Genomic DNA, 25464 nt, shown 5'->3' with positions numbered 1-25464 from the left:
GAGCGAGAGACATGCGATTTGAAGGCGCCGATGTCGATTGGTCCAGCCTGCCGCGCTATGGGCGCAAGAGACTATTCAGCCGGAAGCGGGATGACCGGCGCGCGCCGGTCCAGCGCCTGCGACAGCACAGCGACGGTGACCGCCAAAACAGCGAGTGCTGCGCCGACCAGCGGCAAATTGGCATAGGAAACACCGGCGGACAGGGCCACGCCGCCTATCCAGGCGCCGCCGGCATTGCCGATATTGAAGGCGCCCTGGTTCAGCGTGGCGGCAAGGCTCGGTCCCTCGGAGGCCGCCTCGACGACCCGGATCTGCAACGGCGGCACGACGACGAAGATGAGCAGGCCCCACAGGAAGACGATGCCGATGGCAACGCTGGCGATTGCGCCGAACTGCCTGAATCCAACGAAAAGCAGGGCCATCAGCAGCAGGGTGCCGATCACTGTCGGCATCAGTTTCCAGTCGGCCAGTCTGCCGCCGATGATGTTGCCGATGGTCATGCCCGCGCCGAACAGCAGCAGAACCCACGTGACTGCCGAGGTCGACAAGCCCGATACCTCGGTGAGGTAGGGTTTGATGTAGGTGAAGACGGTGAAAAGGCTTGCGGAGGTCAGCGCCGCGATCAGCATGGCCAGCCAGACCTGCAGCTTGCCCAGCACGCGCAGCTCGCCGCGCAGGCCGCCACCGCTTGGCTCGGCGACATGGGACGGCACCAACCAGGCGATCGCTGCCACCGAGATCAGGCCGATACCGACCACGGCAACGAAGGTGGAGCGCCAGCCGAACGCTTCGCCAAGTGCGGTTCCGGCGGGAACACCCAGGATGTTGGACAGCGTCAGCCCGGCGAACATCAGCGCGATAGCGCTGGCGCGCTTGTTGCGCGGCACCAGGCTGGCGGCAACGACCGAGCCAATGCCGAAGAAGGCGCCGTGGCCGAAAGCGGTGAAGACGCGCGCGGCCATCAGCGTCCAATAGTTGGGCGAGATGGCGCAAAACAGATTGCCGACGACGAACAGCACGGCCAGCCCGACCAGCACCGGCTTGCGCGGCAAATGCGCAGTGGCCATGGCGACGATCGGGGCGCCGAAGACGACGCCCAGCGCATATCCGGTAACCAGCAGGCCCGCCGCGGGGATCGACACGCCGAGGTCGGCGGCGACCTCAGGCAGCAAGCCCATGATGACGAATTCGGTGGTGCCGATGCAGAAGGACGCAATGGCAAGCGCAAGGATCGGCAAGGGCATGGTGCGTCCAGACTGAATCGGTTCAATTCCAGACTGCGCGAAGCACGCCGCCGTGCGCAAGCTGCATTGCTGCATTGCAGCGATGCAGAAAAGGAAGAGCTTTAAAATGGGGTCTTCAACGGGCTGTCACGCCAGCGGCTTCAGCTCCTGGGCAATGGTGGGCAGCAACTCCGAAACATTGGGATGGATGTGCACGGCACGCGCCAGCGTGTCGACGGGCGCCTTGGCGTACATCAGGTCGAGCACACAATGGATAGCCTCGTCGCCGCCGGGGCCGAGCACCGAGCAGCCGAGGATCTCCCTGGTGTCGGCATCGACCAGGATTTTCATGAAACCCTGCGTCTCGCCCTTTTCGATAGCGCGGCCGACGCGGGTCATCGGCCGCTGGCCGACCAGCGCGCGACGGCCGGATTTCTTCACTGCGGCCTCGGTCATGCCGCAGCGGCCAAGCGGCGGGTCGATGTAGAGCGCATAGGCTTCGATCCGGTCGCTGACCCTCCGCGGATCGTTGTCGAGCAAATTGGCGGCGACGATCTCGTAGTCGTTGTAGGAGGTGTGGGTGAAGGCGCCCCTGCCGTTGCAGTCGCCCATCGCCCAGATGCCGGGCACGCTGGTGCGCAGCTGGTCGTCGACGGTGACAAAACCGCGCTTGTCGACCTCGACGCCGGCCCTTTCCAGGCCGAGATCGTCGGTGTTGGGCGTGCGCCCCAGCGCCAGCAGCACATGCGAGCCGACCGCCGGTGGCTTGCCGGCGGAGAAGGTCACGGCGATGTCGTCACCCTGTCTGGCGAAGGCAATGTCGTCGGCGCCGACATGGACCGCGATGCCTTCGTTTTCGAGGATCGACAGGATGGCGGCGGAGACATCCTCGTCCTCGCGGCCGGTCAGGCGCGGGCTCTTCTCGACGACGGTGACTTCCGCGCCGAAGCGGCGGAACATCTGAGCGAATTCGAGCGAGATGTAGCTGCCGCCGACGACGACGAGATGGCGCGGCAGCACATCGAGATCCATCATCGACGAGTTGGTCAGATAGTCGATGTCGTGGATGCCGGGAAGGTCGGGCACCGAGGCGCGGCCGCCGGTGTTGAGGAAGATCTTTTCGGCGGTCAGCAGATCGTCGCCGACGCGCACCGTGTTGGCGGATTCGAAACGCGCATGGCCGCGATAGAGGGTGCACTTGTCCATGCCGGCAATCCAGGTCTCGAGATTGCCGCGAGCGTCGTTTGTGACCTTGTCCTTGCGCGCCTTGATCACCTTGTAATCCACGCCGACCGGCCCGGAGAGCGTCACGCCATAGTCGGCGGCGCGGCGCGCCAGATGCGCGGCATAGGCGCTGGCGACCATGGTCTTGGTCGGCATGCAGCCGGTGTTGACGCAGGTGCCGCCGACCAGCTTGCGCTCGATCAGCGCGACGCTCATGCCGGCGGCCGTCAGCCGCCCGGCCAGCGGAGGGCCAGCCTGTCCGGCACCGATGATGATGGCGTCGAAGATTTTCGTCGTCATGCCACCGCCGCTACGATCAGCAGGCCGCCGATGATCGCCACCGCGTCCTCGATAAAGGCGGCGGGCGGATCCTTGCCGAAGGCGGCCGCGAGCCGGCCGCGAGCTTCGGCGCCGCCCAGCGTGCCGATGACAGCGCCGATGGCGCCCGCGATCAGGCCGCCGATGGTGGCGCCACCGGTGGCGCCGATCACCGCGCCGGTGAAAGCGCCCGTAACGATGCGGGCGCCGAACTGCTGGGGTACTTTACGGCTCGGCGTCGACGGCAACTGGTCGGTGACCAGCTCGACGATGGCCAGGATGGTGAAGATGCCGACAGCCGCCCAATGGCTCATGAAGCTCGCCCAAGTGCCGGCAACCGTCAGCCAGCCGAGATAAGCGCCCCAGGCAATGGCGGCCGGCGCCGTCATGGCGCGAAGACCGGCAATGACGCCGATCAGAAGTGCGAGAATGTAGAGCATGGTCGATCCCCCTCGATCACGGGCCAAGACGGCCTTGAGTCACAGGCTACCATAGGTCCAATATTTGACCAGTACTGGCATCGGCGCTTTTGGCTGCACTTGTGCTTTGCAAGGACGTGAACTGGAGACCGCATCATGGCTGAGAGCGAGCGCGTGAAAATGGTGGCCGGCGAATGGTATACCTGCATCGATGACGAACTGGAGTCGTTGCGGATGATAGCGCGCGATGCGGTGTTCGAGCACAACTTGCTGCCGCCTCGTCAACGCGGCAATCTCGGGCCGGGTCTGAAGGCACTGCTGGGAAGAGCCGGCGAGGGCGCCCGTATCGAGGCGCCGTTCCACTGCGCCTATGGCTTCAACATCTTTCTCGGCGACGGCGTCTTCCTCAATGCCGGCTGCACCATCCTCGACACGGCAAGCGTGCGCATCGGCAAGGCAACGCTGCTCGGCCCGAACGTGCAGATCTACTGCGCCGAGCATCACAAGGAGGCCAGTGGGCGGCAGGCCGGACTGGAGGTCGCCCGACCGATCGAGATCGGCGCCAATGCCTGGATCGGCGGCTCAGCCGTCATCCTTGGCGGCGTCAGCATCGGTGAAGGCGCCATCGTCGGCGCCGGTGCGGTGGTGACGCGCGACGTGGCGGCGAACGCCACGGTGATCGGCAATCCGGCGCGGCCGGTCAAGCGGGGCTGAACAGGTCAGGACGACAGGACATACGTCATGCGCTCTTCCTGATCGCCTCGCCTGGAAAACTCGCGCCGGTATTGCGCCGGCGATGTCCTCAGTCTCGCGGCAAAATGCTGGCGCAGCGAGGTGGCGCTGCCGAAGCCGGCTTCGAAGGCGATCATGTCCATGGATTTCTCCGTCGCTTCCAGCAAACGCTGCGCCAGTTCGATCCGCTGGCTGGTCAGCCAATCGCCAAAGCTGGCGCCGATCGATTTCTGAAAGCGACGGGTAAAGGTGCGGCGGGTCAGGCCGGCGGCCTCGGCGACGCGGTCCAGGCTATGCGCTTCGCCAAGCGTCGCGCGAACCGCGTCGAGGGCCTGGGTGAAGCGGTCGGCGTCCGCGCTTCTTGCCACCGGATGCTCGATGAATTGCGCCTGGCCGCCCTGGCGATGCGGGGAAAGCACGATCTGGCGAGCAAGCCGCAGTGCTGCTTCCGCGCCATAGCGGGCGCGCACGATGTGGAGACAGCAGTCGAGGCCGGCGGCGACGCCGGCCGAGGTCACGACATCGCCATTGTCGACGTAGAGCACCGCTGCATCGACAGCGATGTCGGGATGGAGTGTTTGCAATTGTTCGCAATAGGCCCAGTGCGTCGCGGCACGTCGGCCCGAAAGCAGCCCGGCCGCTGCAATGGCGAAGGTGCCGAGGCACAGGCCGACAATCAAGGCGCCGCGTTGGTGCGCATGGCGCAGCGCTTCCATCAGCAGCGGCGATACCGGTTCGCTCAGATGATGCCAGCTCGGGATGATGACGATATCGGCGCCGTCGAGCCCTTCGAGCCCATGCGGCGCGGCAATTGTCAGCCCGGCTTCGGTATGGATCGGGCCGGCCTTGACCGCGCAGATGCGGAAGTCGAAGCGCGGCAGGCCAAGCGCCGTCCTGTCCTCGCCGAAGACCAGGCACGGTACGGAAAGATGGAACGGGCTGATGCCGTCGAAGGCGAGGACGGCAATGATCGGGTCGTTCATGGGTGCTTCCAGCGGTTGAATGCGGATTGTCCCAATTCTTTCGAATGATGTCAATCGGGTCACTTTCGGCTGTCTGGCAGCCCGCCTATCTTCCATCCATCGAATTCAAGCCGGAAAGGAAACACCATGTCTGACCCAGCCAACACCACGCCGCGCCGGGCGCTGATCGTCGTCGATGTGCAGAACGATTACGACGGCGGCAATCTCGCCATCCAGCATCCGCCGTTCCGCGACAGCGTCGTCAATGTGGCACGCGCCATGGATGCAGCGACTGCTGCCGGCATCAAGGTGGTGGTCGTCAAGCAGATGGCGCCCGAGACCTCGCCGATCTTTGCCAAGGGCAGTCACGGCGGCGAACTGCATCCCGAAATCGCCAGGCGCGAGCGCGACCATTATGTCGAAAAGAACCTGCCCTCCGCCTTCACCGGCACTGATCTGGAAGACTGGCTTCGCGCCAATGCCATCGATACGATCACGGTGGTCGGCTACATGACGCATAATTGTGACCTGTCGACCATTATCCACGCCGTGCATATGGGCTTTGCCGTCGAGTTCCTGTCGGATGCGACCGGCTCGGTGCCTTACGCCAACAGCGCCGGCTACGCCTCGGCCGAGGAGATCCATCGCGTGGTCACGATCATCCTGCAGTCGCGCTTCGCCGCCGTGCTCAAGACCGCCGAATGGGTGGAGTGCCTGCAGACCGGCGCGCTGCCGGAGCGCGACACGATCTTCGGCTCCAACCAGCGGGCGCTGTCGCGCAGCGCTGCTTAGGGCTATCCGAAAAAACAGAAAGGGGGCCGCATCGTTGCGGCCCCCTTTCTGTTTGAATTGAAGGATTTTAGAACAGGCCTTCGATATTGCCGGCCTCATTGAGGAAGATCTTTTCCGAGGACGGCGCCCTCGGCAGGCCCGGCATGGTCATGACCTCGCCGCAGATGATGACGACGAAGCCGGCACCGGCCGAAAGCCTGACCTCGCGCACCGGCACGGTGTGGCCGGTCGGCGCGCCGCGCAGGTTCGGGTCGGTCGAGAAGGAATACTGGGTCTTGGCCATGCACACCGGCAAATGGCCGTAGCCGGCGTCTTCCCACGCCTTGAGCTGGTCGCGCACCGACTTGTCGGCGATCGCTTCCGAGCCGCGATAGATGCGCTGGACGATGGTGTTGATCTTCTCGAACAGCGGCATGGCATCGGGATAGAGCGGCGCGAACTGCGAGGCGCCGGATTCGGCCAGTGCCACCACCTTGTTGGCGAGATCCTCGATCCCGGCCGAGCCGTGTGCCCAGTGCTTGCACAGGATCGCTTCTTCGCCCATCGAGGCGACATAGTCCTTCATCGCCTGGATCTCGGCGTCGGTGTCGGAATAGAAATGGTTGATGGCAACCACCGCCGGCACGCCGAACTGCCTGATGTTCTCGATGTGGCGGCCAAGATTGGCGCAGCCCTTCTTCACCGCTTCGACGTTTTCCGTGCCGAGGTCTTCCTTCTTGACGCCGCCATTCATCTTCATGGCGCGCACGGTGGCGACGATGACCGCCGCTGCCGGCTTCAGGCCCGCCTTGCGGCACTTGATGTCGAAGAACTTTTCAGCACCCAAATCGGCGCCGAAGCCGGCTTCGGTGACGACATAGTCGGCGAGCTTGAGCGCCGTCGTGGTGGCGACGACCGAGTTGCAGCCATGCGCGATGTTGGCGAACGGCCCGCCATGCACGAAGGCCGGGTTGTTCTCCAGCGTCTGCACCAGGTTCGGCTGCATGGCGTCCTTCAGCAGCACAGCCATGGCGCCGTCGGCCTTGAGGTCGCGGGCATAGACGGCTGACTTGTCGCGGCGATAGGCGACGATGATGTCGCCGAGGCGCTTTTCCAGATCCTTCAGGTCGGTCGACAGGCAGAGGATCGCCATCACCTCCGAGGCGACGGTGATGTCGAAACCGCCCTCGCGCGGGAAGCCGTTGGCGACGCCGCCGAGCGAGCAGATGATCTCGCGCAGCGCGCGGTCGTTCATGTCCATGACGCGGCGCCAGACGACCCGGCGGGTGTCGATGCCGAGCTCATTGCCCCAGTAGATGTGGTTGTCGATCAGAGCCGAAAGCAGGTTGTGCGCGGTGGTGATGGCGTGGAAGTCGCCGGTGAAGTGGAGGTTCATGTCCTCCATCGGCACGACTTGCGCATAGCCGCCGCCGGCGGCACCGCCCTTGACGCCGAAGTTCGGGCCGAGCGAAGCCTCGCGGATGCAGACGATCGCCTTCTTGCCGATGCGGTTCAGGCCGTCGCCGAGACCAACCGTGGTCGTGGTCTTGCCTTCGCCGGCCGGCGTCGGGTTGATGGCGGTTACGAGGATCAGCTTGCCGTCCTTGTTGCCCTTCACCGATTTGATGAATTCGGCTGATATCTTGGCCTTGTCGTGGCCGTAGGGCAGCAGGTGTTCGGTCGGGATGCCGATCTTCTGGCCGATCTCCTGGATCTGCTTTTTCCTGGCGCCGCGCGCGATCTCGATGTCGGACTTCACTTCGGCCATGACGGCTTTCCTCTGGATTGGACGGTGGAGGGGACGGGTTTGGTCTTACTGGCAAGCAGGTTGGAACCGGGCGCGGGCATGTTCTAACCCTGTCGCTGCCGCGGCGTCAACTTGTATGCAACTATGTTTCCTCTTGAGAAAATTCTTCTGCGGACCGGCCGACCTGTCGTCGGTTCTTCCTGGCTCCGTTGCCGCGCCGTATAGAAGCCAGAGGACGCGTCGTTCCGCCGTCTCAAAACAGCCGCACAATGCACGGAATGCGACAGAGGCGACGGCGCAAATTCGCCATCGCCTGGTCCCTAATGGAACAGCGCTACTGCGTCAGAACGTTGCTGATTTCGACCATGTTGGAGCGCACCCTGAGCACATAGAAGCCCATCGTCGTCAGATGCGTCGGCAACAGCCAGCCATCCTCGCGGCCATTGGCGATGATGAAAGGCTGGATCTTCAGCGCAGAAACGAATTGCGAGTCCATCGTGTCCCAGAGGTTCTGCAGATGCTTTTCCTTGATGACGTCCTCGAAGTCGGCCTGGGCGCCCTTCATCAGGCCGTAATAGCCATAGAGCTGGCCATAGGCGAACCAGTAGCGGTCGTCGGCGCGGAAGTCGAACCAGCCATTGTTGTGGTTCTCGGCGCGTTCCTTGAGGATCGCCGAGGTCGAGCCGATGTCGGACGAGATGCGGTCGATATACTGTTTCAGATTGTCGGCGCGGGCGTCGAATGTCGCCTGGCAGGTGGCAAGGCGAGCGTTGAAGGAACGCAGCATGCGCACGGCGTCGCGATAGTAGCTCGGCGTCGGTGTCTTGGGACCGAACGGGTTCAGGCCGAAATACCAGGTCTCCTCGTCGAACTGCAGGTTGCCGCGGGCATTCTGCAGATCGCTGTCGATCTGCGAGGTGGTGCGGACGCGGCCGAGATTGTCGGCGAGTTCGGTCGCCGTGCGCCGCACCGCCTGGTTGATGCCGCGCTGGAAGGAGGCCTTGTTGTCCATCCACGGCGTGTTGTCCCAGTCGATGCCGAACAGGCCGAGCTTGTAGAGGATCATCGACGAGATCCAGGCATTCTGGTTGACGTTGAAGTCGGTCAGGTCGGCGGCGATCTGGGCAATGCCGGAGTTGCCGCAGGTCTTGGCCGTGTCGGTGCCGGCGCCGGCGGAGACCTGTTCGCCAGCGGAGACATTGCGCTTCTCGAACGTGTAGGTGTCTGGATAGTTCGGGTTGAAATTGTTCCACCACTGGGTGGCGTAGAAGAAATTGGCATAGAGGCCGATCAGCACCAGCAGAGCAAGGCCGACCGCCGCCTTGAGGATCCAGCCGCGTTGCGTGTACCAGCGTCCGGCCCACAGGAACGGCCACAGGATGACGCCGATCAAAAGCCCGATACCGCGGCCGATCCACTGGAAAATGCGGGTGAAGAAGTTCACGATCGGATCGAGCATGGCTGTGTCACCCCCCTCAAGCATGATGCCAAAAAGTTGCAGACTTTTTGGATAACATTATGCGCCAAAACAAGAAGTTAGAACGAAATAACGGTTCATTTCGTTCTAGTCAGTCAGGCCGTAGAGGCGCGTGCGAAACGCCACCTTGTCCTTCAAATATGTGGTTTTGAGAACGTCCACAACATGCGATCGCCAGGCGTCGCTGAAGCCGCCATAGTCCTTGTAGAAGCCGTCCTTGTTGAAGATGTAGCGCGAGACGAAGTCCGACGGTACGAAATCCGAGATCAGCCGGTTGGTCAGCCAGGCGTCAGGATGGTCAGGCTTGGCGCGGATCACCAGGAAGCGCTGCTGCGGGAAGACATCCTCGATCTTCAGGTGGCCGAGCTGGGCGATCTCGCGCTTGGCGGCGTTGAGGAAAGGGAAATTGCCGTCCCTGGTGATCAGGTCGGCATGGCTCTGGATCCAGGTCTGCAGCCAGACCTTGTCGACATTGGTCAAGTTGCGGTTCGGCTCGGCATCGCGGATCAGCGCGCGCACCACCATCTCGGCGCGGTGCTCGAGATAGCCCGAGGCCTCGACCCAGGAGGCGCGCGGCAACTCGATGCGGCCGGTGGTGGCGAGGAACTTGAACACCTTGTCGGCGTCGTTAATGGAGAGATAGCTGACCTGCCACGGCCGCGAACGGCGGAAGCCTGGCGCCGCAGGATCGCTGATCACCGTCGTCACATCCGGGTCGACGAAGACGTAAAGGCCACCGAAATGGCTGGTCCAGTAGGCGTTGTGGCGGAAGATCACCTGGTCGGGCACCAGCGCGTTCTCGCGGATGTCGCCGCAGATCTTGGCGAGCTCGACCATGCGGTTCAGCATGGCGCTGTCGCGCCAGGCGTCGGGCTCCTGCTTCAACCGGTCGACGAGCTTGCCGAGCTCGGCGGCCTTGCCCAGCACATCCTCAGCCGACAGCACCTTGAACTCGACCTGGCTGATCGACAGCAGGTCCTCGATATCGTTGACCTTGGGAACGGAATCCTCGATCTCGCCGTAGATGACATCCTTGATCGTCAGCGCATCGATGGCGCGCTGGTTCTTGGACATGAACTCGAACATCAGCTGCGAGGTGTTGGAGAAGGCGGTGTGCACCACCGGCAGGTCGATCTGCGACGGCGTCAGGATGATGAAACGGCGGTTGACCTCGTTGGGATCGAGATAGTCGTAGTCGTTGCATTCCTCGGCCACTTCGGGCGAAAAGCCGGTGCGATCGATCTGGAAGGTCTTCAGCTTGGTCGGCTTCAAGCCGAATGCGGCGAGCGCCTTGTTGTAGCGCTGGATCAGATGCGGCTCGTCGACCGTCAGCAGCCGGCCATAGATCAGCTCATTGTCGCGCAGGAGATCGGATTTCTTGGCGGGGCTCATCTTGCCTTCTCCCACAAGGGGTGAAGGGAAGGCCGGCGCAGCTCACGCATTCCATAGCCCCTTCTTCTTCATCTCCTCCATCTCGCGCGCAGCCCGTTCGCGCAGGCGGGCGTCGCGCAGCAGTTTTTCCACGGCGGAGTCGTCGGACTTGTCGGAATAACGGAACTCCGAGTCGGCGTAGCGGTTGATCTCCTGCATGACCATGTCCATCGAGAACGGCCCGCGCAGTTCCTCGATCATCGCTTTCTTCTCGTCGTAGCCCTTGTGCATGAAGACTTCCGGCTTCTCGAACCAATCGTCGGGAAGCTCGATGTCCATGGCGCGCATCTTGATAGCGTCGGTGACATTCTTGATGGCGCGACCGGTGAAGCGGGGCTCGGCATCCTTGATCAGGTGCAGATAGGTGCCGATATCGGCCATCGATTTCGGCGCGCCGTTCTCCTTCATGTAGCGCTCGTAGACCTTCATCAGTCCATCTTCCTGCGGCTTCTCGTGCTCCTCATAGGCTTCGGTCACGGCGCGCTGGATTTCCTGCGCGGCGTAGAGGTCGTGTTCGCCGAGCGGGATCTTGTGGTTTTTCCCCGCCAGCAGGACAAAAATATCGATGTAGTCGTCGCGGCTCTGCGGCCCGTCGACCAGCCAGCGGGCGCCGGCGCGCTGGCGCAGCGCGTCGTCGACATTTTCGGGGTAGTTGGAGAACATGCCGAATGAGCAGTTGCCGCGCACCACGGTGGCGGCGCCGGCGAAGGCGTCCATCAAGACGCCTGTTATCTCCTGCTGGCCGGCCGAGGCGCGGTCGTCGGAGCGGCGCGCCGCCACCTGGTCGATGTCGTCGATGGTGCCGAAGCCGATGACGCGCGGGTTCAAGACATTGTTGATGAACTGGCGGCAATTCTGGCCCGACTTGCCCTGGTAGGACGAGATCTGGTCGACGCCGAAATTCTCGTAGGCGAAGGGATAGCCGGCGACCTGGCAATAGCCGTTGACGAGGCCGGCGATCATCTGGATCAGCGTCGTCTTGCCGGTGCCGGGGGCGCCGTCGCCGATGAAGGTGAACAGGAAGCCGCCGAGCTCGACGAACGGATTGAGTTCGCGCTCGAAATCATAGGCCATCAGCATCTTGGCGAGCTTGACCGACTGGTATTTGGCGATGTGGTTGCCGACGACCTCTTCCGGCTTCTTGAAGGTCATCACCAGCGGTTTTGAGCGCTTGCCCGGCGCGACGTCGAAACCATCGAGAGTGAAATCGTCGGCATCGATGCGGATATGGGCGTTCTCGAACGGGCCGATGCCGTCGAAGCGGCCCTTGCGGGCCAGAAGCCCGTCGATGGCGACGCGGGCGAAGGCGCGTGCCCTTGTCATCAAATCGGCATCATCGGACGATCCCGAGATCGCCTTGTCGAGGCCAGCGAGGATCGACTTCACCGCATCCTGCGGCGTGTCGAACAGGAAGTCCGGCTCGGGGATGTCGTTGGGTGCCTCGCCGTCGCTGTCGATCAGCTGGAACAGGTAGGAGGCGAGGCCGAAGGCGGAGATGTAAGCCGAGGCCGACAGAAGCTTCTTGAAGGTGGCCGCTTCGTCGCCTTCGAGCGGCGCGCGGGTATTCCTGGCCTGCAGGCTTTCGAGGTCGGAGCCTTCGGCAAAGACGTCCGATATGGCCAGCGCGATCGCCGTGCCGCGCCGGGCGCGAAACAGGAGCGTGTGCTGCGGGATGGTCAGCAGCTGGTCGTCGGGATGAACGGCGCCGACGGTCTTGGCCAGCTCGACCTCGCGCGTGCGACGCACCGAGCCGACCGAGACGGTCGAGACGAAGCGGCGGTTGGTGCCGGCAAGCGCGGTGCCGGACTCCCGTGACGGGTCCTCCAGCACGACGATGCGGGTGATGAAGCTCTGCGCGGTGGCGCGGTGCTTCTCGATGGCGGCTTCCGGAATGGTGGTCAGGCCGGTATCCATGAAGGGTGCTCCGTGGTGTGACGGTCAGACGTCTGAGATGACCTGTCCGTTGGACAGGATATGAACCTTGTAGCCGGCAAAAATCTTCTGTGCTTCGCCGGCGGCGTAGAGTGCCTGATAGGCCTCGTGCGGAATCAGCGCATGGTTTTCATAGCTCGACACGCCCTGACGCGCGGCTTCCAGATCATCAGTGTTGATGAAGAATTCCTGCGTTGTCTTCTCACTCGAAAACAGGCCCTTGCGGCCGGGCTTCTCGCTCTTGGAATAGACCTCCTGGATCGTCCAGGTCAAAAGCCAGGCATTTTGCGGCTTGCGCACCTTGGCCAGAACCTCGGTCACCGTCGAATTGTTGTCGGTAATCCCCACCGAATAGAACGGGCCGAGCACGACGCGGCGCAGCTGCTTGGGGTGCAACGGTTCGAAATCCTTGTCGAGGTTGACCGCGATGGTCGCCGGCGACAGCGTATAGGCGGAGTTCTTCTCGGTGAAATCGTCGAAACGATGGGCAAGCTCGGGATTGAGCAGGCCGTCGACCGGCAGCGGAATGTCGACCGTCTCGTTGAGTTTGCCGTTTCTGTCGACAAGCTGGCGGATCATCGCGTCGGAAGAATCCTCCACCGTCACCATGTAGACCAGAGGCAGGTTGGCGCTGCCGTCGAACGTCGCCCAATGGACGAGATAATAGGGCCGTCCCGTCTTCGGATTGACCGAGACCTTGGCGGTTTGCGCCAGCGTGAAGGGACCGAACGTGTTCTCGCTCTTCACGTCCTCGAGATAGAGCCGCTCGGCCATCGACTTCTGCAGCGCCTCGGGGAATTCCTTGTGGCGCAGGATGAAGTCGGCCATTTCCTCGCGCAATTCGCCGGCGAGCGGGATGTTGGCAAGCCGCGCGTCGGCCTGGCGGCGGTCGTTTTCCAGTTCGAGCAGGTTCTGGAACACCGGGAATCCGCTTTCGGCCCGCGAAATGCGGAACGTATCCATGAAGCCCAGCCGGTTGCGCCAGCAGGAAAACGACTTGTCGAGCCGGGCGATGTATTCGGCGACGATCTTGGCGACGATGCCGTGCCGGTAAAGCGGCGAGCGATCGTCGCGCATGAACACTTCAAGGCCGCTCAGCGCGGCCGTGATGGCGGAGAAATATCGTGCCGCCGCTTCGTTTTCGGGGGTCATGCCTGTGCGCTCGCGGGCAGTCCTATCACCCCTAAGACTGCACGTAGTTTGCCGAATTGTGCTTCTTCAGCACCTCGTCGAAGCGGCGGGCAAAGGCATCGTCGGCCAGCTTCTTGCGGCGCTGGATGTCGGCGGTGGCGACCATGTTCTTCTCGTGCATCTCGAGTAGGTCGCCGATGTGTTTTTGCGAAGCAGCACCGATGCCGGCCATGGTTTCCTCGGCGGTGTTGTCGACCTGGCTGCCCAGCGTGTTGATCTTGTGGGCGACGTCCTGCTGGGCGGCGGTCTTCAGCGAATCTTCCAGCGCCTTGTAGAGCACGATGCGCTGCTCGGTATCGATGGTCAGCTTGTTGATCAGCGTCGATTGCGCGGCGATCTGGTTGTTGAGCGAATCGACGAAGGTCTGGAACATCGAGGTGTAGCGCTCGAGCGTCTGGCTCTCGGCCAGCAGCTCCTGCTCCTTGGCCTGCTTTTCGTTGTATTCCGTCGCCAGCTTGGAGCGTTCGCCTTCGAGCTGCGTGCGGTCCTTCTGGCTGGTCGAAGCGGCGATCTTGTTTTCGATGTCGAGCAGCATCGGGTTGAGCTCCTCGATGCGCTTCTGCACGGCTTCGAGGTTGGTCATGGTGGTCTTGCGGCGCTCGATCACCTGCGACAGGCTGGTTTCCGAGGTCTTGTAGCGCTGGTCGAGGACCTCTTTCTGCGCCTTCAATATGCCGACGATGGTGTCGGATTTGACCAGCAATTCCTGCAGATTGCCCGCCAGCGACATGTTGCGGACGCGGTCGGTGCGCATGCGCTGCTTGCTCTGGCTGGAGAAGATACCGATGAATTTTTCCCAGCCGGTGTAGTTCTTCATGCTCTCGAACTCGGAGCCGAAGACGTTGGTGGCGTCCTCCAGGCCGATGATCAGGTCGGCAATGTTGCCTTCCATCACCTTTTGCTGCTTCAGCACATCCTCGATGCGGGCGTTCTCGAGGTCGAAATTGGCGTCGCCGATCTTCTTGTCCGATGTGGCGAGCGTATCAAGCACGGTGCCGGACTGCTCGATCTTGGAGCGCATGTCCTGCACGACCTGCTTGGTCTTGGCAATTTCGGCGTCGAAATTCTGCAATGTCGCCATTGGGGCCTCCCGCTTCGGCATGACGTCGCTGGTCGCGAACAGCGGCGAATATATGTGGGGCATCGGGGGATTGAAAGACGTGAAGACAAGGGCGGCGTGAAAACAAAAGAATCCATCAGGGTCTTGAAAACCAGTGAAGGCGGGGGCCTGGCGTGATTAGCTTGCCTGCCAGCCGTAGTTCAGCTGTCATTGAACTTTCATGCGGCAAGCCGATGGCGCACGGATGCCTTTGTATTCGGCAAATCACTGAAGCAATCGCGGCCGCGATATGCGAGGGGAAAGCCGGTTTTACAGAGCTGACGAACAGCGGATCAGGGCTTGGGATCGGCCTTCAGATAGGCGATGACATTGGCGATGTCGTCGTCATTGGTCAGGCCGCCGAAGGCCATCTTGTTGCTCGGCACCTTCAGCTTTGGGGCCTTGAGATACTCGGCGAGATTGGCTTCATCCCAGACCAGGCCGGCGGCGCCAGCACTCTTCATCGCCTCGGAATAGTGGCCAAGAAAGCTCTCGGCGCTGCCGGCGGTGCGGCCAACGACGCCCGACAGATGCGGACCGACCTTGTCGCGGTCGGTGGCTGCGTCATGGCAGGCCATGCATCGGTTGAAGACCTTCTTGCCCAGGGCAGGATCGCCGCCGGCATGGGCTACGAGCGAGCTGGCAAGGTGAAGGATACTGGCGAACGAAGCGGCTCGAAGCATGGCTGACCCCGGAGAGCTCTGGCTGGCTGCGTTATAGTACCGAGGCCTTAAGAAACGCTGCATCGGGCCGGGGTCAAGGCCGCCGGGGCCGTCAGCCCTTGATAAAGCCGATGAAGTCGTCTGGCGCGGCGCGGCCCATCTCTTCCTCCCAATGGCGGCGGCAGAGCGAGACATAGACATCCTTGCCGATCGCCACCTGCTCGCCCTGGCGCGCCACCTTGCCATCGGGGCCGAGGCGCACGACCATCGTCGCCTTGCGGCCGCATCGGCAGATGGTGCGCACTTCGCGCAAATCGTCGGCGATGGCCAGCAGCGCGCGCGAGCCGGAAAACAGCTTGCCCTGGAAATCGGTGCGCAGGCCGTAGCACATGACCGGGATGTTCAGCCGGTCGGCGATGCGGGCGAGCTGCCAGACCTGCTCTTCCTCGAGGAACTGCGCCTCGTCGACGAAGACGCAATGCACCGACGTATGCGCGTGATGAGCGGCGACGCGGGCGAACAGATCGTCGCCGTCGCGAAACATCTCGGCTTCCGTCTCCAGGCCTATGCGCGACGAGATCAGGCCTGTATCGCCCTTGCGGTAGTGGCCGGCGACGAACAGCATCGTGCCCATGCCGCGCTCGCGGTAATTGTAAGAGGCCTGCAAGAGCATCGTCGTCTTGCCGGCGTTCATCGTCGCGTAGTGGAAGTAAAGCTTGGCCATGCCGCTCTTTTAAGCCGACTTGGCCTGACACGGGGAGGGGCCAGAGCGGCATTCCCCTGAAAAAGCCGGCTGGCCAGACAAAAGCGCCTGATGTGTCGCTGATTGGCCAGCCCGCGCCGTTGATCGTGATTGTCTTAATGCTTGAAACCACACCAGAATGGTGTTTGGCTGACGAAACAAGGCGGGCACAGAAACCGTAGCTACGCTTCGCCAAAGAATCACAATGGGAGACTGTCTATGTCGCGTATGAACTCTTTCGTCGCCGGCCTCGGCCTGGCGGCTTTTTTGTCAACCAGCGCTGCCTACGCCGGTGATCCGGCAAGCTGCAAGGCGGTGCGCCTTTCCGATGTCGGCTGGACCGACATCCAGGCGACGACCGGCGTCGCCTCCGTGCTGCTGACCGCGCTCGGCTATGAGCCGCAAACGATCCAGCTGTCGGTGCCGGTGACCATGGCGTCGCTGAAGAACAAGGATCTCGACGTGTTCCTCGGCAACTGGATGCCGTCGATGACCAACGACATCAAGGACTATACAGCCGACGGTTCGGTCGAGACGATCAGCACCAATCTGACCGGCGCCGGCTACGGCATCGTCGTGCCGACCTATGTCGCCGACGCCGGCGTCAAATCGCTGACCGATATCGGCAAGTTCAAGGACAAGTTCAACGGCAAGATCTATGGCATCGAGGCCGGCAATGACGGCAACCGCATCATCCTCGACATGATCAAGAACCCGAAGGACAATCTCGAAGGCTTCGAGCTGGTCGAATCCTCGGAAGCCGGCATGCTGACGCAGGCCGAGCAGTCGATGAAGAACAATGAATGGATCGCCTTCCTCGGCTGGACGCCGCATCCGGTGATGGGCGCCATGAAGATCACCTATCTCGACGGCATGGGCGACAGCGGCTTCGGCGCCGCCACCGTCTACACCAATGTGCGCAAGGGCTACACCACCGAATGCCCGAACGCCGGCAAGTTCATCGCCAACCTGAAGTTCAACCTGGACATGGAAGGCGAGATGATGGACGCGATCCTCAAGGGCGGCGACGCCAATACGGTTGCAACCGACTGGCTGAAGAAGCACCCGGATGCCGTTGCCCCGTGGATAGCCGGCGTGACTACCTTCGACGGCGGTGACGCTGCCGCCGCCATCAAGACCGCGCTCGGAAGCTGAGTCGACTGAATTCGGCAAAGCCGAACCAGGAAGGGCAGCCATCTTAGAAAAGGCTGCCCTTTTTCATATCCTGTGACAAGATGACGACGGCCGAGGCCGAGGGGCAGGGCGGTCTCCTGCACGAGAGGGGCGATATGGATCCGATTTCGAAATTCATGGTCGATCACAAGATTCCGATCGGCGCCTGGGGAAAGGCCTTCTTCGGTTTCCTCACCGACAATTTCGACACTGTGTTCAGGGCCTTTTCGAATGGCCTCAATTTCCTGCTCGACGGGCTGGTCGGCATCCTCTTGATGGTGCCGCCGGTGCTGCTGGCGCTGGTCATCGCCGTTGTCGCCTGGCTGCTGCAACGCTCGCGGCCGCTTGCCATCGGCGTCTTTCTCGGCCTGATCTTCATCATCAACCAGAACCTTTGGAAGCAGACGGTGCAGACGCTGGTGCTGGTCGTCGCGGCCGCTGCCATGGCCATGGCCATCGGCGTGCCGCTCGGCATCTGGGCAGCGCACAAGCCGAAGGTCTACCGCGTCATGCTGCCGGTGCTCGACCTGATGCAGACGCTGCCGACCTTCGTCTACCTGATCCCGGTGCTGACGCTGTTCGGCCTCGGCAACGCGCCCGGCCTCATCGTCACCATCATCTTCGTCATCCCGACCGCGGTCCGGCTCACGCATCTGGGCGTCGTCTCGGTGCCGAAGTCGATCGTCGAGGCCGGCGAGGCTTTCGGCGCCACCAAGAGCCAGCTGCTGTGGAAGGTGGAACTGCCGTCGGCGCTGCCCACCATCATGGCCGGCCTGACGCAATCGATCATGCTGTCGCTGTCGATGGTGGTGTTTGCCGCACTGATCGGCGCCGGCGGGCTCGGCACCGAGATCAACCGGGCGCTCGGCTCGCGCCGCATCGACCTCGGGCTTGAGGCGGGGCTTGCCATCGTCGTTTTGGCCATCGTGCTCGACCGGATGACCCGCATCGCCGTTGGAGGCAAGAAATGACCGTCGCCGTCGATTTCAGGAACGTCGATATCGTCTTCGGCGCCGACCAGGCCGGATCGCTGAAGATGATCGACGCCGGCGCCAGCCGCGCCGAGATCCTCGAAAAGACCGGCAATGTACTGGGCTGCGCCGGAGCCAGCCTGACCGTGAACGAGGGCGAGATCTCCGTTCTGATGGGCCTCTCCGGTTCGGGCAAGTCGACATTGCTGCGGGCGGTCAACCGGCTCAACGTGGTGTCGCGCGGCCAGGTGCTGGTCAAGGATGGCGACAAGACCGTCGATGTCGTCACCTGCGACGAGGCGACCTTGCGGCGCCTGCGCCAGAAACAGGTGGCGATGGTGTTCCAGCAGTTCGGCCTTTTGCCCTGGCGCACGGTGGAGGAGAATGTCGGTCTCGGCCTCGAACTGGCCGGCGTCCCGGAAGCCGAACGCAAGGAGCGCGTCCAACGCCAGCTCAAGCTGGTCAATCTCGACCAGTGGTCGAAGAAATATGCGCATGAGCTTTCGGGCGGCATGCAGCAGCGCGTCGGCCTGGCGCGGGCCTTCGCCACCGAGGCGCCGATCCTGTTGATGGATGAGCCGTTCTCGGCGCTCGACCCGCTCATCCGCACCAAGCTGCAGGACGAATTGCTGCAGCTGCAGGCTGAATTGAAGAAGACCATCATCTTCGTCAGCCACGACCTCGAGGAGGCGCTGAAGATCGGCTCCCACATCACCATCATGGAGGGTGGGCGCATCGTGCAAACCGGCGCGCCCGAAGACATCGTGCTGCGGCCCGCCAACGACTATGTCCGAGACTTCATCGCCAATGTGAACCCGCTGTCGGTGCTGACCGCCTGGAACGTGATGCGCGACCGTCGCGATCTGGAGCACGGCAAGGACGGCTGGGTCTGGCTCGACCGCCGCAAGACGACGCGCTTCAAGATCGACGACCACGGGCTGGTGGCGGCGGCCGAACGCGACGGCAAGCCGGCGGTCTGGGTGTCGTGCGCCGACGTCGAAGGCCAATCCGAGGAAGCCGCGCAAGTGTTCTGGGCCAACCCGGGCACCTCGCTGAAAACCGTCATGCTGGCCATGCACCGTTCGCAGACCGCTCCGGTAGCGCTGTTTGACGACCAGTCGCGCTTCGTCGGCGCCATCGGCATTCGCGACGTGCTGAGCGCGGTGTTGCGGCGGTAGTTTCTTCGGAATCCAACGGCGGCGAGGCGCGGCGACCGGGCGCGCCTTGTTTTTATGCCGCCAGCGGCAGGCGCAGTTGCGTCAGCAGGCCGCCGCCGGGATTGTTGGACAGGCGGATCTCGCCACCTGCGGCGCGCGCGATGTTGCGGGCAATGGTCAGGCCGAGACCAAGACCGCCGGTCTGGCGGTTGCGCGATTGTTCGAGGCGCACGAACGAGCCGAACACGGCGTCGATCTGCGCCTGCGGTATGCCAGGCCCTTCATCGCGGATGGTGAGCAGGATCATGTCCTCCGACCGGCGCAGCGAAAGATGCGCCTTCTTGCCGTAGGTGACCGCGTTCTGCACCAGATTGGTGACGCAGCGCTTGAGCGCGACCGGCCGCGCCATGCAGATCAGCCCGCGCGAACGGGTCTCGTCGTCGAACGATACGTCGTCATAGCCGTCGGCGATCGATTCCACGAGCGACCAGAAGTCGATGCGTTCGTTCTTTTCCTCGGTCACTTCGAAGGTGGCGAAGTCGATCACCGAGCTGGCGATGCTCTCGACATCGGCGAGGTCGTGCGCCAGCGCCTCGCGGACCGCCGATTTGCGCAACAGCTCCAGGCGCAGGCGCATTCTGGTCATCGGCGTGCGCAGGTCATGCGCCAGTGCCGCCGCCAGATGTTCGCGGTCCTCGACATATTCGCGCAATCTCGCCTGCATGGCATTGATCGCCTTGGCGGCGGCACGCACCTCGCGGCTGCCGCTCTCGGCGATCGGCGGGCTCTTCAGATCCTTGCCGATCCGGTTCACGGCGGTTTCCATCATCCGGTAGGGCGCCGTCAGCCGGCGCAGCGACCAGATCGACATGATCACCACCAGCCCTGCGATCAGCGAATAGAGCGGCAGGCTGTCGAAGCTCAGGATCGGGCCGACGGGCGTGATCGGTTCGGTGAAATTCAGCCATTGGCCGTCGGCGAAGCGCAGCGATGCCGTCAGCTTGTCGCTCTGGGCGAAGTCGGCGGCCAGCACCAGAAGGTCGCGCTCGACCTGGCCGATGTCGGGTCCTGGCGTCGTGCCGTCCGCGTCGTCGGCCTCGCGCGTCGCCGGATCGCGGCGCACGCGTGCATCGGTGATGCCGAATTTGGACAGCCGGCCGACGAGGATGTCTTCGAGTTCGGCCAGTTCGTCATCGCCGGCGATCGACGAAGTGACCGCCGGCGTGTCCGAAACGGTGAGCGCGTAGGTGGAGTTGAACAGGCCGGTCGCCGTCGCCTTGCGCTCGTCCGGACTGGCGTCATGCATGAGCTGCACCAGCGAGTAGGCACGGTCGTTGAGCCGGTAGAGGTCGACGACGTCGTTGGCGGCAGCGCGGTCGCGCGAGACGATGTAGAGGGTCGCGACCTGGCTGATCAGCAGGCCGGCAATGACGATCAGCAGCACCCAGACAGGCAAGGTCTGCGGCAGGAAACGTCTCATTCGGAGGTCGTCTCGGGCAGGAACTGGTAGCCGCCGCTGCGTACGGTCAGGATCAGCTTGGGCGTCTTCGGGTCGTCCTCCATCTTGCGCCGCAACCGGCTGACCAGGATGTCGATGCTGCGGTCGAAGGAATAGTCGCTGTCGCCGCCGGACAGTTCGATGAGCTGGTCGCGGGTCAGCACACGCTGCGCACTCTTGACGAAGGTCTGCAGCAGGTTGAATTCGGCCATGGTCAGCTCGACCCTGACATCGTCGGGTGCGATCAGCCGGCGCCGGGCACAGTCCATCGTCCAGCCGGCGAAGCGGTAGATCTGCTTGGTGGTGGCGCGCTTCGGCTCGGCGGCGCCATTGCGCCTGAGCACGGCCCGGATGCGCGCCAAAAGCTCGCGCGGGTCGAAGGGCTTGGGCACATAGTCGTCGGCGCCCATTTCCAGGCCGACGACGCGGTCGGTCGTCTCGGTGACGGCGGTCAGCATGATGATCGGCGTCGAATACTGGGCGCGCAGGTCGCGGCACAGCTCCAGCCCGCTTTTGCCGGGCAGCATCACGTCGAGGACGATGAGGTCCACCTGGACGCGCCGCAGGATGGTCTCCATCTCGATGCCGTCGGCGGCAACCGAGGTGTGCAGGCCCCGCTTCTGGAAGAATTCCTGCAGCAGGTCGCGGATGCCCTTGTCGTCGTCGACGATCAGTATGTGTGCATCGGATTTCACAGCAGCCCTGTCATTGTTGCCAAGCCCTTCTGTCTTTGATTGCCAAGCCCTTCGGTCGCAACCCACACGATAGAATTCAGGCCATATGTTGGCCAGTGGCTATGATGGGGTTCACACCGGCTTTCTCAGACACACTCCAGAAACAAAATTCTACAGTTCAGAAAAACTCCTGAAAAATTTCAAAGGCATAACTGATCTCGTGGCGGTCAGGTCATCGGCTGCGACGCTAGTCTCCGGGTTTACGGATAAACCGATGCCAAGGTTGTCGATCAGTTTGTTGGGTGCGTTGCTGGGCTTCTGCCTGGTCACTGCCGCTGTCGGACAATCGGACGCAAAGGCGACGCTCACAACCCGGAGCGAACGGTGCGCCAATCTCAGCCACCAATTTGATGAAGCCCTCGAAACCCATGCCACGGCAACGCAGGTCACCGCGGCAAAGGCACTTCAGAGAAAGGGCAACCGGTACTGCGCCGCCAAGAAACAGGCACAGGGCATCCGGATGCTCGCCAATGCTTTGAAGCTGCTTGGAGTGACGCCGAACGACCCGGTTCAGTAACGCTCCGAAACTTGACCCGCATAAAAAGGAAACGAAGCCATGAAAAAGTCCATCCTCTCCGCAACCGGTCTCGCCGTCGCTCTCGCTTTCGCGATGCCGGCTCTCGGCAACGCCGCCGCCACCACGACCGCTGCTCCGGCTGCTTCGACGACCACCGCTCCGGCGACTGCCGCTCCGGCCAAGGCTGCTCCGAAGAAGGTCGTCAAGAAGACCGTCAAGAAGCACAAGAAGGCTGCTGAGAAGGCCGTCAAGAAGGACGCCCCGAAGACCTGATAAGGTCCGGCATAAAATGCCGGCCTGTTGACCAAGGCCGCTCCAGCTGGTTTCGGTTGGAGCGGCCTTCTTCCTGTCCGAGCCGCTGAAGCCCTGACCTTGGCGATGAAGCGGTCGATGGGTTCAACTGATCTTTGGCGAAGTCTGGCACCGGCAGCTTCCGCCTCGACTGACACTTAACCCGTTTGCAACGCCGGCCGTGTAGGACAATCCGCATGAAGAAGCGGCTTTCGTCCATTTTGCGCTCGATGGTGATCGGCGGTCTGGTTGCCACCGGCCTCGCCAGAGTGCTTATCCTGTTCACCGCCAGCCCGGTCCCCGATCCGGCCAGCGGACGCACCGAGCCTTCGCTGTTCGCGCCGGCGATTTCCACCAACTGGGACTACATAACGCCGGCACAGACCTGGCTGCTGGTCGTGCTGACCGGCGCGACGTTGATCTGCGTCGCCGCGTGGCCGATCGCGACCTGGCTGGAACGCCGGGCGGATGCCGGCGGAAACCGTTTTCGGTCCGATATACCGCCCGCTGCGGCCGTGCGGCAGATTCCCGGCCGTCGCATGTTCGGCCGCCAGGGCCGTTGAACGGCAACCGACACTTTCCCACATGATCGTGGATGGCCGCGTCGGCGGACACCGGTTTCGCGCGTCGATCAAAATGGACGACCGTTTTCACCGGTGCCAGAATGGCGGTCACATCGCTTACGCAAAACTGTCGGTTCCGATGCCCGAAATCACCACAAAACCGCGTACCCAGATCAAGCCGCAAGTCGAACGGCCAAAACTCTACAAGGTCATCCTCATCAACGACGATTTCACGCCGCGCGAATTCGTGGTGACGGTGCTGAAGGGCGAGTTCAAACTCAGCGAGGACCAAGCGCACCGGGTGATGATCACTGCGCATCGGCGTGGCGTCTGCGTCGTCGCCGTGTTCACCAAGGATGTCGCCGAGACCAAGGCGACGCGCGCCACCGAAGCCGGCAAGGCCAAGGGCTATCCGCTGATGTTCACGACGGAGCCGGAGGAGTAGAGCAGGGGGCTTTCCCTTCTCCCCCAAGGGGAGAAGGAAAAAGAGCGCCGCGCTACCGTCCCTCGCGGTACCACATCGAACCCATTGCCAGAAGCAGCAGGCCGAGGCCGAGGAAGCCGCCGAACAGCGGCACGCGCGAGACGGCTTTGAGCACGCTGTCGTCTGTCGTGCGCAGGCCGATCCAGTCGCTGCCGGATGCGGCACCAGCCGAGCGCACCGGCACGATGGAAGGCAGCGTCACGTCACTGCCAAGGGCTGTGGAAGACGCCAGCCGGCGCACGCTGCCGCCGGTGGCTTCCGCCGGCGCCTTCAACCGGTTTTCGGTGGAAATGACGTCGGCGAATTCCGGTGCGTTGACCGGCCCGACATGGGCGAGCGCGGTGAGGTCGCCATTGGCGACCTGGTAGAGCCCGATCTCGCTGGTCTCGACGCTGCCGAGGAAGACCCCGGGCTCGGCTTTTTCGAGCTTGACCGTCAAGGTTTTGCCGGACGGAGTGATGATCTGCGCGGCGCCGGGATCGTCGGCCATCGTCTGGCGGCGGATTTCCAGCACCATGCCACGACCATCGGCGGTCAGCCGCTCCTCCTCGAGCTCCGGCTCCTTCATCAGCCAGTGCGCGATGCGCCGATAAAGCTGGACATGCGGGCCGCCGCCCTCGAAGCCGCGCGCCCACAGCCAGCCCTGATCGGACAGCAGCATGCCGACGCGGCCTTCTCCCTTGCGGTCGAGCAGCAGCAGCGGCCGGTTGTCGGCGCCCTTCATGACCACTTCGCCTTCCGGGTTCTGCACGCCTATGGTGCGGAACCAGCGGCTCCAGTGCGGCGGCTCGGTGGCCGAGCCATCGAGCCCACGCGTCACCGGGTGGCGCTGGCCGAGTTCGGTGAGGCGCGGATAGAAGGCCTTGTCGACAACTTCGCCGGTCGGCATCGCCGGCAGGGCGGCCATCAGCGGCGTGCGCGCGATCGAGCTTTCGCCGGCATATTCGGGGCCGGCCGCGATCAGCAGCGCGCCGCCCTTTTCGACATATTCGGAGATGTAGTCGTAATAGAGGATCGGCAGCACGTCGCGATGCTGGTAGCGGTCGAAGATGATGAGGTCGAAATCCTTGATCTTCTCGACGAACAGTTCGCGGGTCGGGAAGGCGATAAGCGACAATTCGTTGATCGGCGTGCCATCCTGCTTTTCCGGCGGCCGCAGGATGGTGAAATGGACAAGATCGACCGAGGCGTCGGATTTCAGCAGGTTGCGCCAGGTGCGCTCGCCGGCATGCGGCTCGCCGGAGACGAGCAGCACACGCAGGTTCTCGCGAATGCCGTCGATCAGTGCGATGGCGCGGTTGTTGGTGTCGGTCAGTTCGCCCGGCTCGCGATCGATGGCGAGTTCGACGATGTTGCGGCCGGCACCCGGAATGGTGACCTGCAGCGGCATGGCCTGGCCAACGGTGGCGTGCTCGACGGCGACCTGCTCGCCATTGACCGAGACGCGCACATCGACCGGGCCAGTCTCGTTTTCGGTCGAGATGACGCGGTAGGTCATGTCGAGCGGCTTGCCAACAAGGCCGAAGCGCGGCGCGTTCTCGAAGCGGATGCGGCGGTCCTTTTCGTGGTCGTTGCCGGTGATCAGCGCATGCAGCGGGGCGTTGAAATCGGGCGCGCCCGGCGGCGCGTCATGGACCTCGCCATCGGTGATCATGATCGCGCCGCCGATGCGTGACGGCGGCACGTCGCGGAAGGCGCCTTCAAGCGCGCCGAACAGCCGTGTCTCGGTGCGCTCTTCGGCGGCCTCGGATTTGCCGGCCTCGACGACCCGCACGTCGAACTGCTTGAAGCGGCCAAGCCGCTGCTGCAGCCCGGCCAACGCCTCGTCGGTCTGCTTGGTGCGATCGCCGATATCCTGGCTCTGGCTGCGGTCGACGACGAGGGCGACAACGCTTTTCAGCGGCTCGCGCTCCTCGTTGAGGAACACCGGGTTGAACAAAGCGGCGGCGAGCGCCAAAAGGGCGATGAAGCGGAAGACCGAGCCGCGCTGGCGAAACCACAGGCCGACAAGCGCCAGCAGCGCCAGCGGCACCAGCGCCAAGGCCAACAGGGGCCAGGAGATCAGCGGTTCGAAGGAAATCGACCAGTTCATCCCTTACCCTCCTCTTTTTGGGGAGGGTTTATCCGCGACCGGAGGGAACCAAAC

At 63.1% G+C, this 25464-nt stretch carries 24 protein-coding genes; 9 read left to right on the top strand and 15 right to left on the bottom strand.

From position 1 onward, the window contains the following. Positions 1–71: 71 nt before the first annotated feature. The 3 genes from LB519_RS25645 to LB519_RS25635 all read right to left on the bottom strand — a co-directional run bounded on the left by LB519_RS25645 (position 72) and on the right by LB519_RS25635 (position 3205). The gene (locus tag LB519_RS25645; RefSeq protein ID WP_224621494.1) at positions 72–1244 is read right to left on the bottom strand and encodes an MFS transporter; all 1173 of its coding nucleotides are present in this window, start codon (positions 1242–1244) and stop codon (positions 72–74) included. A 126-nt stretch (positions 1245–1370) separates the two neighbouring features. After that, entirely contained in the window at positions 1371–2747 is a 1377-nt protein-coding gene (locus LB519_RS25640) for an FAD-containing oxidoreductase (protein ID WP_063168860.1), read from the bottom strand. Next, entirely contained in the window at positions 2744–3205 is a 462-nt protein-coding gene (locus LB519_RS25635; RefSeq protein WP_013529944.1) for a membrane protein, read from the bottom strand. Before LB519_RS25635 ends, LB519_RS25640 begins: the two co-directional genes overlap by 4 nt. A gap of 135 nt (positions 3206–3340) precedes the next feature. Between LB519_RS25635 and LB519_RS25630 the strand changes: the two genes are divergently transcribed. Continuing rightward, the gene (locus tag LB519_RS25630) at positions 3341–3898 is read left to right on the top strand and encodes a sugar O-acetyltransferase (RefSeq protein WP_224621493.1); all 558 of its coding nucleotides are present in this window, start codon (positions 3341–3343) and stop codon (positions 3896–3898) included. Positions 3899–3903: 5 nt separating this feature from the next. Here the strand turns inward: LB519_RS25630 and LB519_RS25625 are convergent, their stop codons facing one another. Then, a complete protein-coding gene (locus LB519_RS25625; protein ID WP_024504530.1) occupies positions 3904–4899 on the bottom strand; it encodes a GlxA family transcriptional regulator in 996 nt (331 codons plus the stop codon). Between the two features lie 126 nt (positions 4900–5025). Between LB519_RS25625 and LB519_RS25620 the strand changes: the two genes are divergently transcribed. Beyond that, positions 5026–5670 (top strand): cysteine hydrolase family protein, encoded by a 645-nt coding sequence (locus LB519_RS25620; protein ID WP_127367390.1) that lies wholly within the window; start codon positions 5026–5028, stop codon positions 5668–5670. Between the two features lie 67 nt (positions 5671–5737). Here LB519_RS25620 and LB519_RS25615 read toward each other — a convergent pair whose 3' ends face one another. The 8 genes from LB519_RS25615 to LB519_RS25580 form a co-directional block, all read right to left on the bottom strand. Next, positions 5738–7417, bottom strand: a complete 1680-nt coding sequence (locus LB519_RS25615) for a formate--tetrahydrofolate ligase (protein ID WP_024504532.1) — start codon at positions 7415–7417, stop codon at positions 5738–5740. 313 nt (positions 7418–7730) lie between these two features. After that, the gene (locus tag LB519_RS25610) at positions 7731–8855 is read right to left on the bottom strand and encodes a DUF2333 family protein (RefSeq protein WP_013529949.1); all 1125 of its coding nucleotides are present in this window, start codon (positions 8853–8855) and stop codon (positions 7731–7733) included. Positions 8856–8960: 105 nt separating this feature from the next. Then, a complete protein-coding gene (locus tag LB519_RS25605; protein WP_224621492.1) occupies positions 8961–10265 on the bottom strand; it encodes a DUF6638 family protein in 1305 nt (434 codons plus the stop codon). Between the two features lie 42 nt (positions 10266–10307). After that, positions 10308–12218, bottom strand: a complete 1911-nt coding sequence (locus tag LB519_RS25600) for an AAA family ATPase (RefSeq protein ID WP_224621491.1) — start codon at positions 12216–12218, stop codon at positions 10308–10310. A gap of 24 nt (positions 12219–12242) precedes the next feature. Then, on the bottom strand, positions 12243–13388 hold the full coding sequence (locus tag LB519_RS25595) for a hypothetical protein (protein ID WP_027162175.1): 1146 nt from the start codon (positions 13386–13388) through the stop codon (positions 12243–12245). 31 nt (positions 13389–13419) lie between these two features. After that, positions 13420–14508 (bottom strand): hypothetical protein, encoded by a 1089-nt coding sequence (locus LB519_RS25590; RefSeq protein WP_127366410.1) that lies wholly within the window; start codon positions 14506–14508, stop codon positions 13420–13422. 311 nt (positions 14509–14819) lie between these two features. Next, complete coding sequence (locus LB519_RS25585; RefSeq protein WP_127366411.1) at positions 14820–15209, bottom strand: c-type cytochrome; 390 nt, start codon at positions 15207–15209, stop codon at positions 14820–14822. A 91-nt stretch (positions 15210–15300) separates the two neighbouring features. Next, positions 15301–15912, bottom strand: a complete 612-nt coding sequence (locus LB519_RS25580) for a thymidine kinase (protein WP_013529955.1) — start codon at positions 15910–15912, stop codon at positions 15301–15303. Between the two features lie 237 nt (positions 15913–16149). On the opposite strand from LB519_RS25580, the gene LB519_RS25575 reads away from it, so the two are divergent. The 3 genes from LB519_RS25575 (at position 16150) to choV (ending at position 19252) form a co-directional block, all read left to right on the top strand. Beyond that, the gene (locus LB519_RS25575) at positions 16150–17085 is read left to right on the top strand and encodes a choline ABC transporter substrate-binding protein (RefSeq protein ID WP_013529956.1); all 936 of its coding nucleotides are present in this window, start codon (positions 16150–16152) and stop codon (positions 17083–17085) included. Positions 17086–17219: 134 nt separating this feature from the next. Continuing rightward, positions 17220–18074, top strand: coding sequence for a choline ABC transporter permease subunit (gene choW, locus LB519_RS25570; protein ID WP_024504538.1), 855 nt, complete (start codon positions 17220–17222; stop codon positions 18072–18074). Further along, on the top strand, positions 18071–19252 hold the full coding sequence (choV, locus tag LB519_RS25565) for a choline ABC transporter ATP-binding protein (protein ID WP_024504539.1): 1182 nt from the start codon (positions 18071–18073) through the stop codon (positions 19250–19252). Before choW ends, choV begins: the two co-directional genes overlap by 4 nt. A 52-nt stretch (positions 19253–19304) precedes the next feature. Here choV and LB519_RS25560 read toward each other — a convergent pair whose 3' ends face one another. Together LB519_RS25560 and LB519_RS25555 are read right to left on the bottom strand one after the other, a co-directional pair. After that, the gene (locus LB519_RS25560; RefSeq protein WP_224621490.1) at positions 19305–20711 is read right to left on the bottom strand and encodes an ATP-binding protein; all 1407 of its coding nucleotides are present in this window, start codon (positions 20709–20711) and stop codon (positions 19305–19307) included. Continuing rightward, complete coding sequence (locus tag LB519_RS25555; RefSeq protein WP_013529960.1) at positions 20708–21424, bottom strand: response regulator; 717 nt, start codon at positions 21422–21424, stop codon at positions 20708–20710. The genes LB519_RS25560 and LB519_RS25555 overlap by 4 nt, the downstream gene beginning before the upstream one ends. Before the next feature lie 253 nt (positions 21425–21677). On the opposite strand from LB519_RS25555, the gene LB519_RS25550 reads away from it, so the two are divergent. From LB519_RS25550 to clpS, 4 genes are all read left to right on the top strand, one after another. Next, positions 21678–21980 carry a hypothetical protein gene (locus tag LB519_RS25550; protein ID WP_024504541.1) on the top strand — a complete coding sequence of 101 codons (303 nt, stop codon included), beginning with the start codon at positions 21678–21680 and terminating at the stop codon, positions 21978–21980. Positions 21981–22019: 39 nt separating this feature from the next. Further along, positions 22020–22253, top strand: a complete 234-nt coding sequence (locus LB519_RS25545; protein ID WP_013529962.1) for a hypothetical protein — start codon at positions 22020–22022, stop codon at positions 22251–22253. Positions 22254–22468: 215 nt separating this feature from the next. Continuing rightward, on the top strand, positions 22469–22834 hold the full coding sequence (locus tag LB519_RS25540) for a hypothetical protein (protein ID WP_013529963.1): 366 nt from the start codon (positions 22469–22471) through the stop codon (positions 22832–22834). A gap of 139 nt (positions 22835–22973) precedes the next feature. Further along, positions 22974–23279: an ATP-dependent Clp protease adapter ClpS gene (clpS, locus tag LB519_RS25535; protein ID WP_224621525.1), complete on the top strand. Its 306-nt coding sequence runs from the start codon at positions 22974–22976 to the stop codon at positions 23277–23279. A gap of 52 nt (positions 23280–23331) precedes the next feature. On the opposite strand, the gene LB519_RS25530 is transcribed toward clpS, so the two are convergent. After that, positions 23332–25410 (bottom strand): membrane protein, encoded by a 2079-nt coding sequence (locus LB519_RS25530; RefSeq protein WP_013529965.1) that lies wholly within the window; start codon positions 25408–25410, stop codon positions 23332–23334. Positions 25411–25464 lie beyond the last annotated feature (54 nt).

It is taken from the genome of Mesorhizobium sp. AD1-1, from assembly GCF_020164655.1.
In the GTDB taxonomy this organism is placed as follows: Bacteria; Pseudomonadota; Alphaproteobacteria; order Rhizobiales; family Rhizobiaceae; genus Mesorhizobium; species Mesorhizobium ciceri.
The sequence above is the reverse complement of the archived record's forward strand: the minus strand, read 5'-3'. Positions and strand labels throughout refer to the sequence as shown.

What these genes read in the sequence shown, in the direction of transcription:
- LB519_RS25645 (WP_224621494.1), bottom strand. Translation starts at nt 1,244, where the DNA reads ATGCCCTTGCCGATCCTTGCGCTTGCCATTGCGTCCTTCTGCATCGGC.
- LB519_RS25640 (WP_063168860.1), bottom strand. Translation starts at nt 2,747, where the DNA reads ATGACGACGAAAATCTTCGACGCCATCATCATCGGTGCCGGACAGGCT.
- LB519_RS25635 (WP_013529944.1), bottom strand. Translation starts at nt 3,205, where the DNA reads ATGCTCTACATTCTCGCACTTCTGATCGGCGTCATTGCCGGTCTTCGC.
- LB519_RS25630 (WP_224621493.1), top strand. Translation starts at nt 3,341, where the DNA reads ATGGCTGAGAGCGAGCGCGTGAAAATGGTGGCCGGCGAATGGTATACC.
- LB519_RS25625 (WP_024504530.1), bottom strand. Translation starts at nt 4,899, where the DNA reads ATGAACGACCCGATCATTGCCGTCCTCGCCTTCGACGGCATCAGCCCG.
- LB519_RS25620 (WP_127367390.1), top strand. Translation starts at nt 5,026, where the DNA reads ATGTCTGACCCAGCCAACACCACGCCGCGCCGGGCGCTGATCGTCGTC.
- LB519_RS25615 (WP_024504532.1), bottom strand. Translation starts at nt 7,417, where the DNA reads ATGGCCGAAGTGAAGTCCGACATCGAGATCGCGCGCGGCGCCAGGAAA.
- LB519_RS25610 (WP_013529949.1), bottom strand. Translation starts at nt 8,855, where the DNA reads ATGCTCGATCCGATCGTGAACTTCTTCACCCGCATTTTCCAGTGGATC.
- LB519_RS25605 (WP_224621492.1), bottom strand. Translation starts at nt 10,265, where the DNA reads ATGAGCCCCGCCAAGAAATCCGATCTCCTGCGCGACAATGAGCTGATC.
- LB519_RS25600 (WP_224621491.1), bottom strand. Translation starts at nt 12,218, where the DNA reads ATGGATACCGGCCTGACCACCATTCCGGAAGCCGCCATCGAGAAGCAC.
- LB519_RS25595 (WP_027162175.1), bottom strand. Translation starts at nt 13,388, where the DNA reads ATGACCCCCGAAAACGAAGCGGCGGCACGATATTTCTCCGCCATCACG.
- LB519_RS25590 (WP_127366410.1), bottom strand. Translation starts at nt 14,508, where the DNA reads ATGGCGACATTGCAGAATTTCGACGCCGAAATTGCCAAGACCAAGCAG.
- LB519_RS25585 (WP_127366411.1), bottom strand. Translation starts at nt 15,209, where the DNA reads ATGCTTCGAGCCGCTTCGTTCGCCAGTATCCTTCACCTTGCCAGCTCG.
- LB519_RS25580 (WP_013529955.1), bottom strand. Translation starts at nt 15,912, where the DNA reads ATGGCCAAGCTTTACTTCCACTACGCGACGATGAACGCCGGCAAGACG.
- LB519_RS25575 (WP_013529956.1), top strand. Translation starts at nt 16,150, where the DNA reads ATGTCGCGTATGAACTCTTTCGTCGCCGGCCTCGGCCTGGCGGCTTTT.
- choW (WP_024504538.1), top strand. Translation starts at nt 17,220, where the DNA reads ATGGATCCGATTTCGAAATTCATGGTCGATCACAAGATTCCGATCGGC.
- choV (WP_024504539.1), top strand. Translation starts at nt 18,071, where the DNA reads ATGACCGTCGCCGTCGATTTCAGGAACGTCGATATCGTCTTCGGCGCC.
- LB519_RS25560 (WP_224621490.1), bottom strand. Translation starts at nt 20,711, where the DNA reads ATGAGACGTTTCCTGCCGCAGACCTTGCCTGTCTGGGTGCTGCTGATC.
- LB519_RS25550 (WP_024504541.1), top strand. Translation starts at nt 21,678, where the DNA reads ATGCCAAGGTTGTCGATCAGTTTGTTGGGTGCGTTGCTGGGCTTCTGC.
- LB519_RS25545 (WP_013529962.1), top strand. Translation starts at nt 22,020, where the DNA reads ATGAAAAAGTCCATCCTCTCCGCAACCGGTCTCGCCGTCGCTCTCGCT.
- LB519_RS25540 (WP_013529963.1), top strand. Translation starts at nt 22,469, where the DNA reads ATGAAGAAGCGGCTTTCGTCCATTTTGCGCTCGATGGTGATCGGCGGT.
- clpS (WP_224621525.1), top strand. Translation starts at nt 22,974, where the DNA reads ATGCCCGAAATCACCACAAAACCGCGTACCCAGATCAAGCCGCAAGTC.
- LB519_RS25530 (WP_013529965.1), bottom strand. Translation starts at nt 25,410, where the DNA reads ATGAACTGGTCGATTTCCTTCGAACCGCTGATCTCCTGGCCCCTGTTG.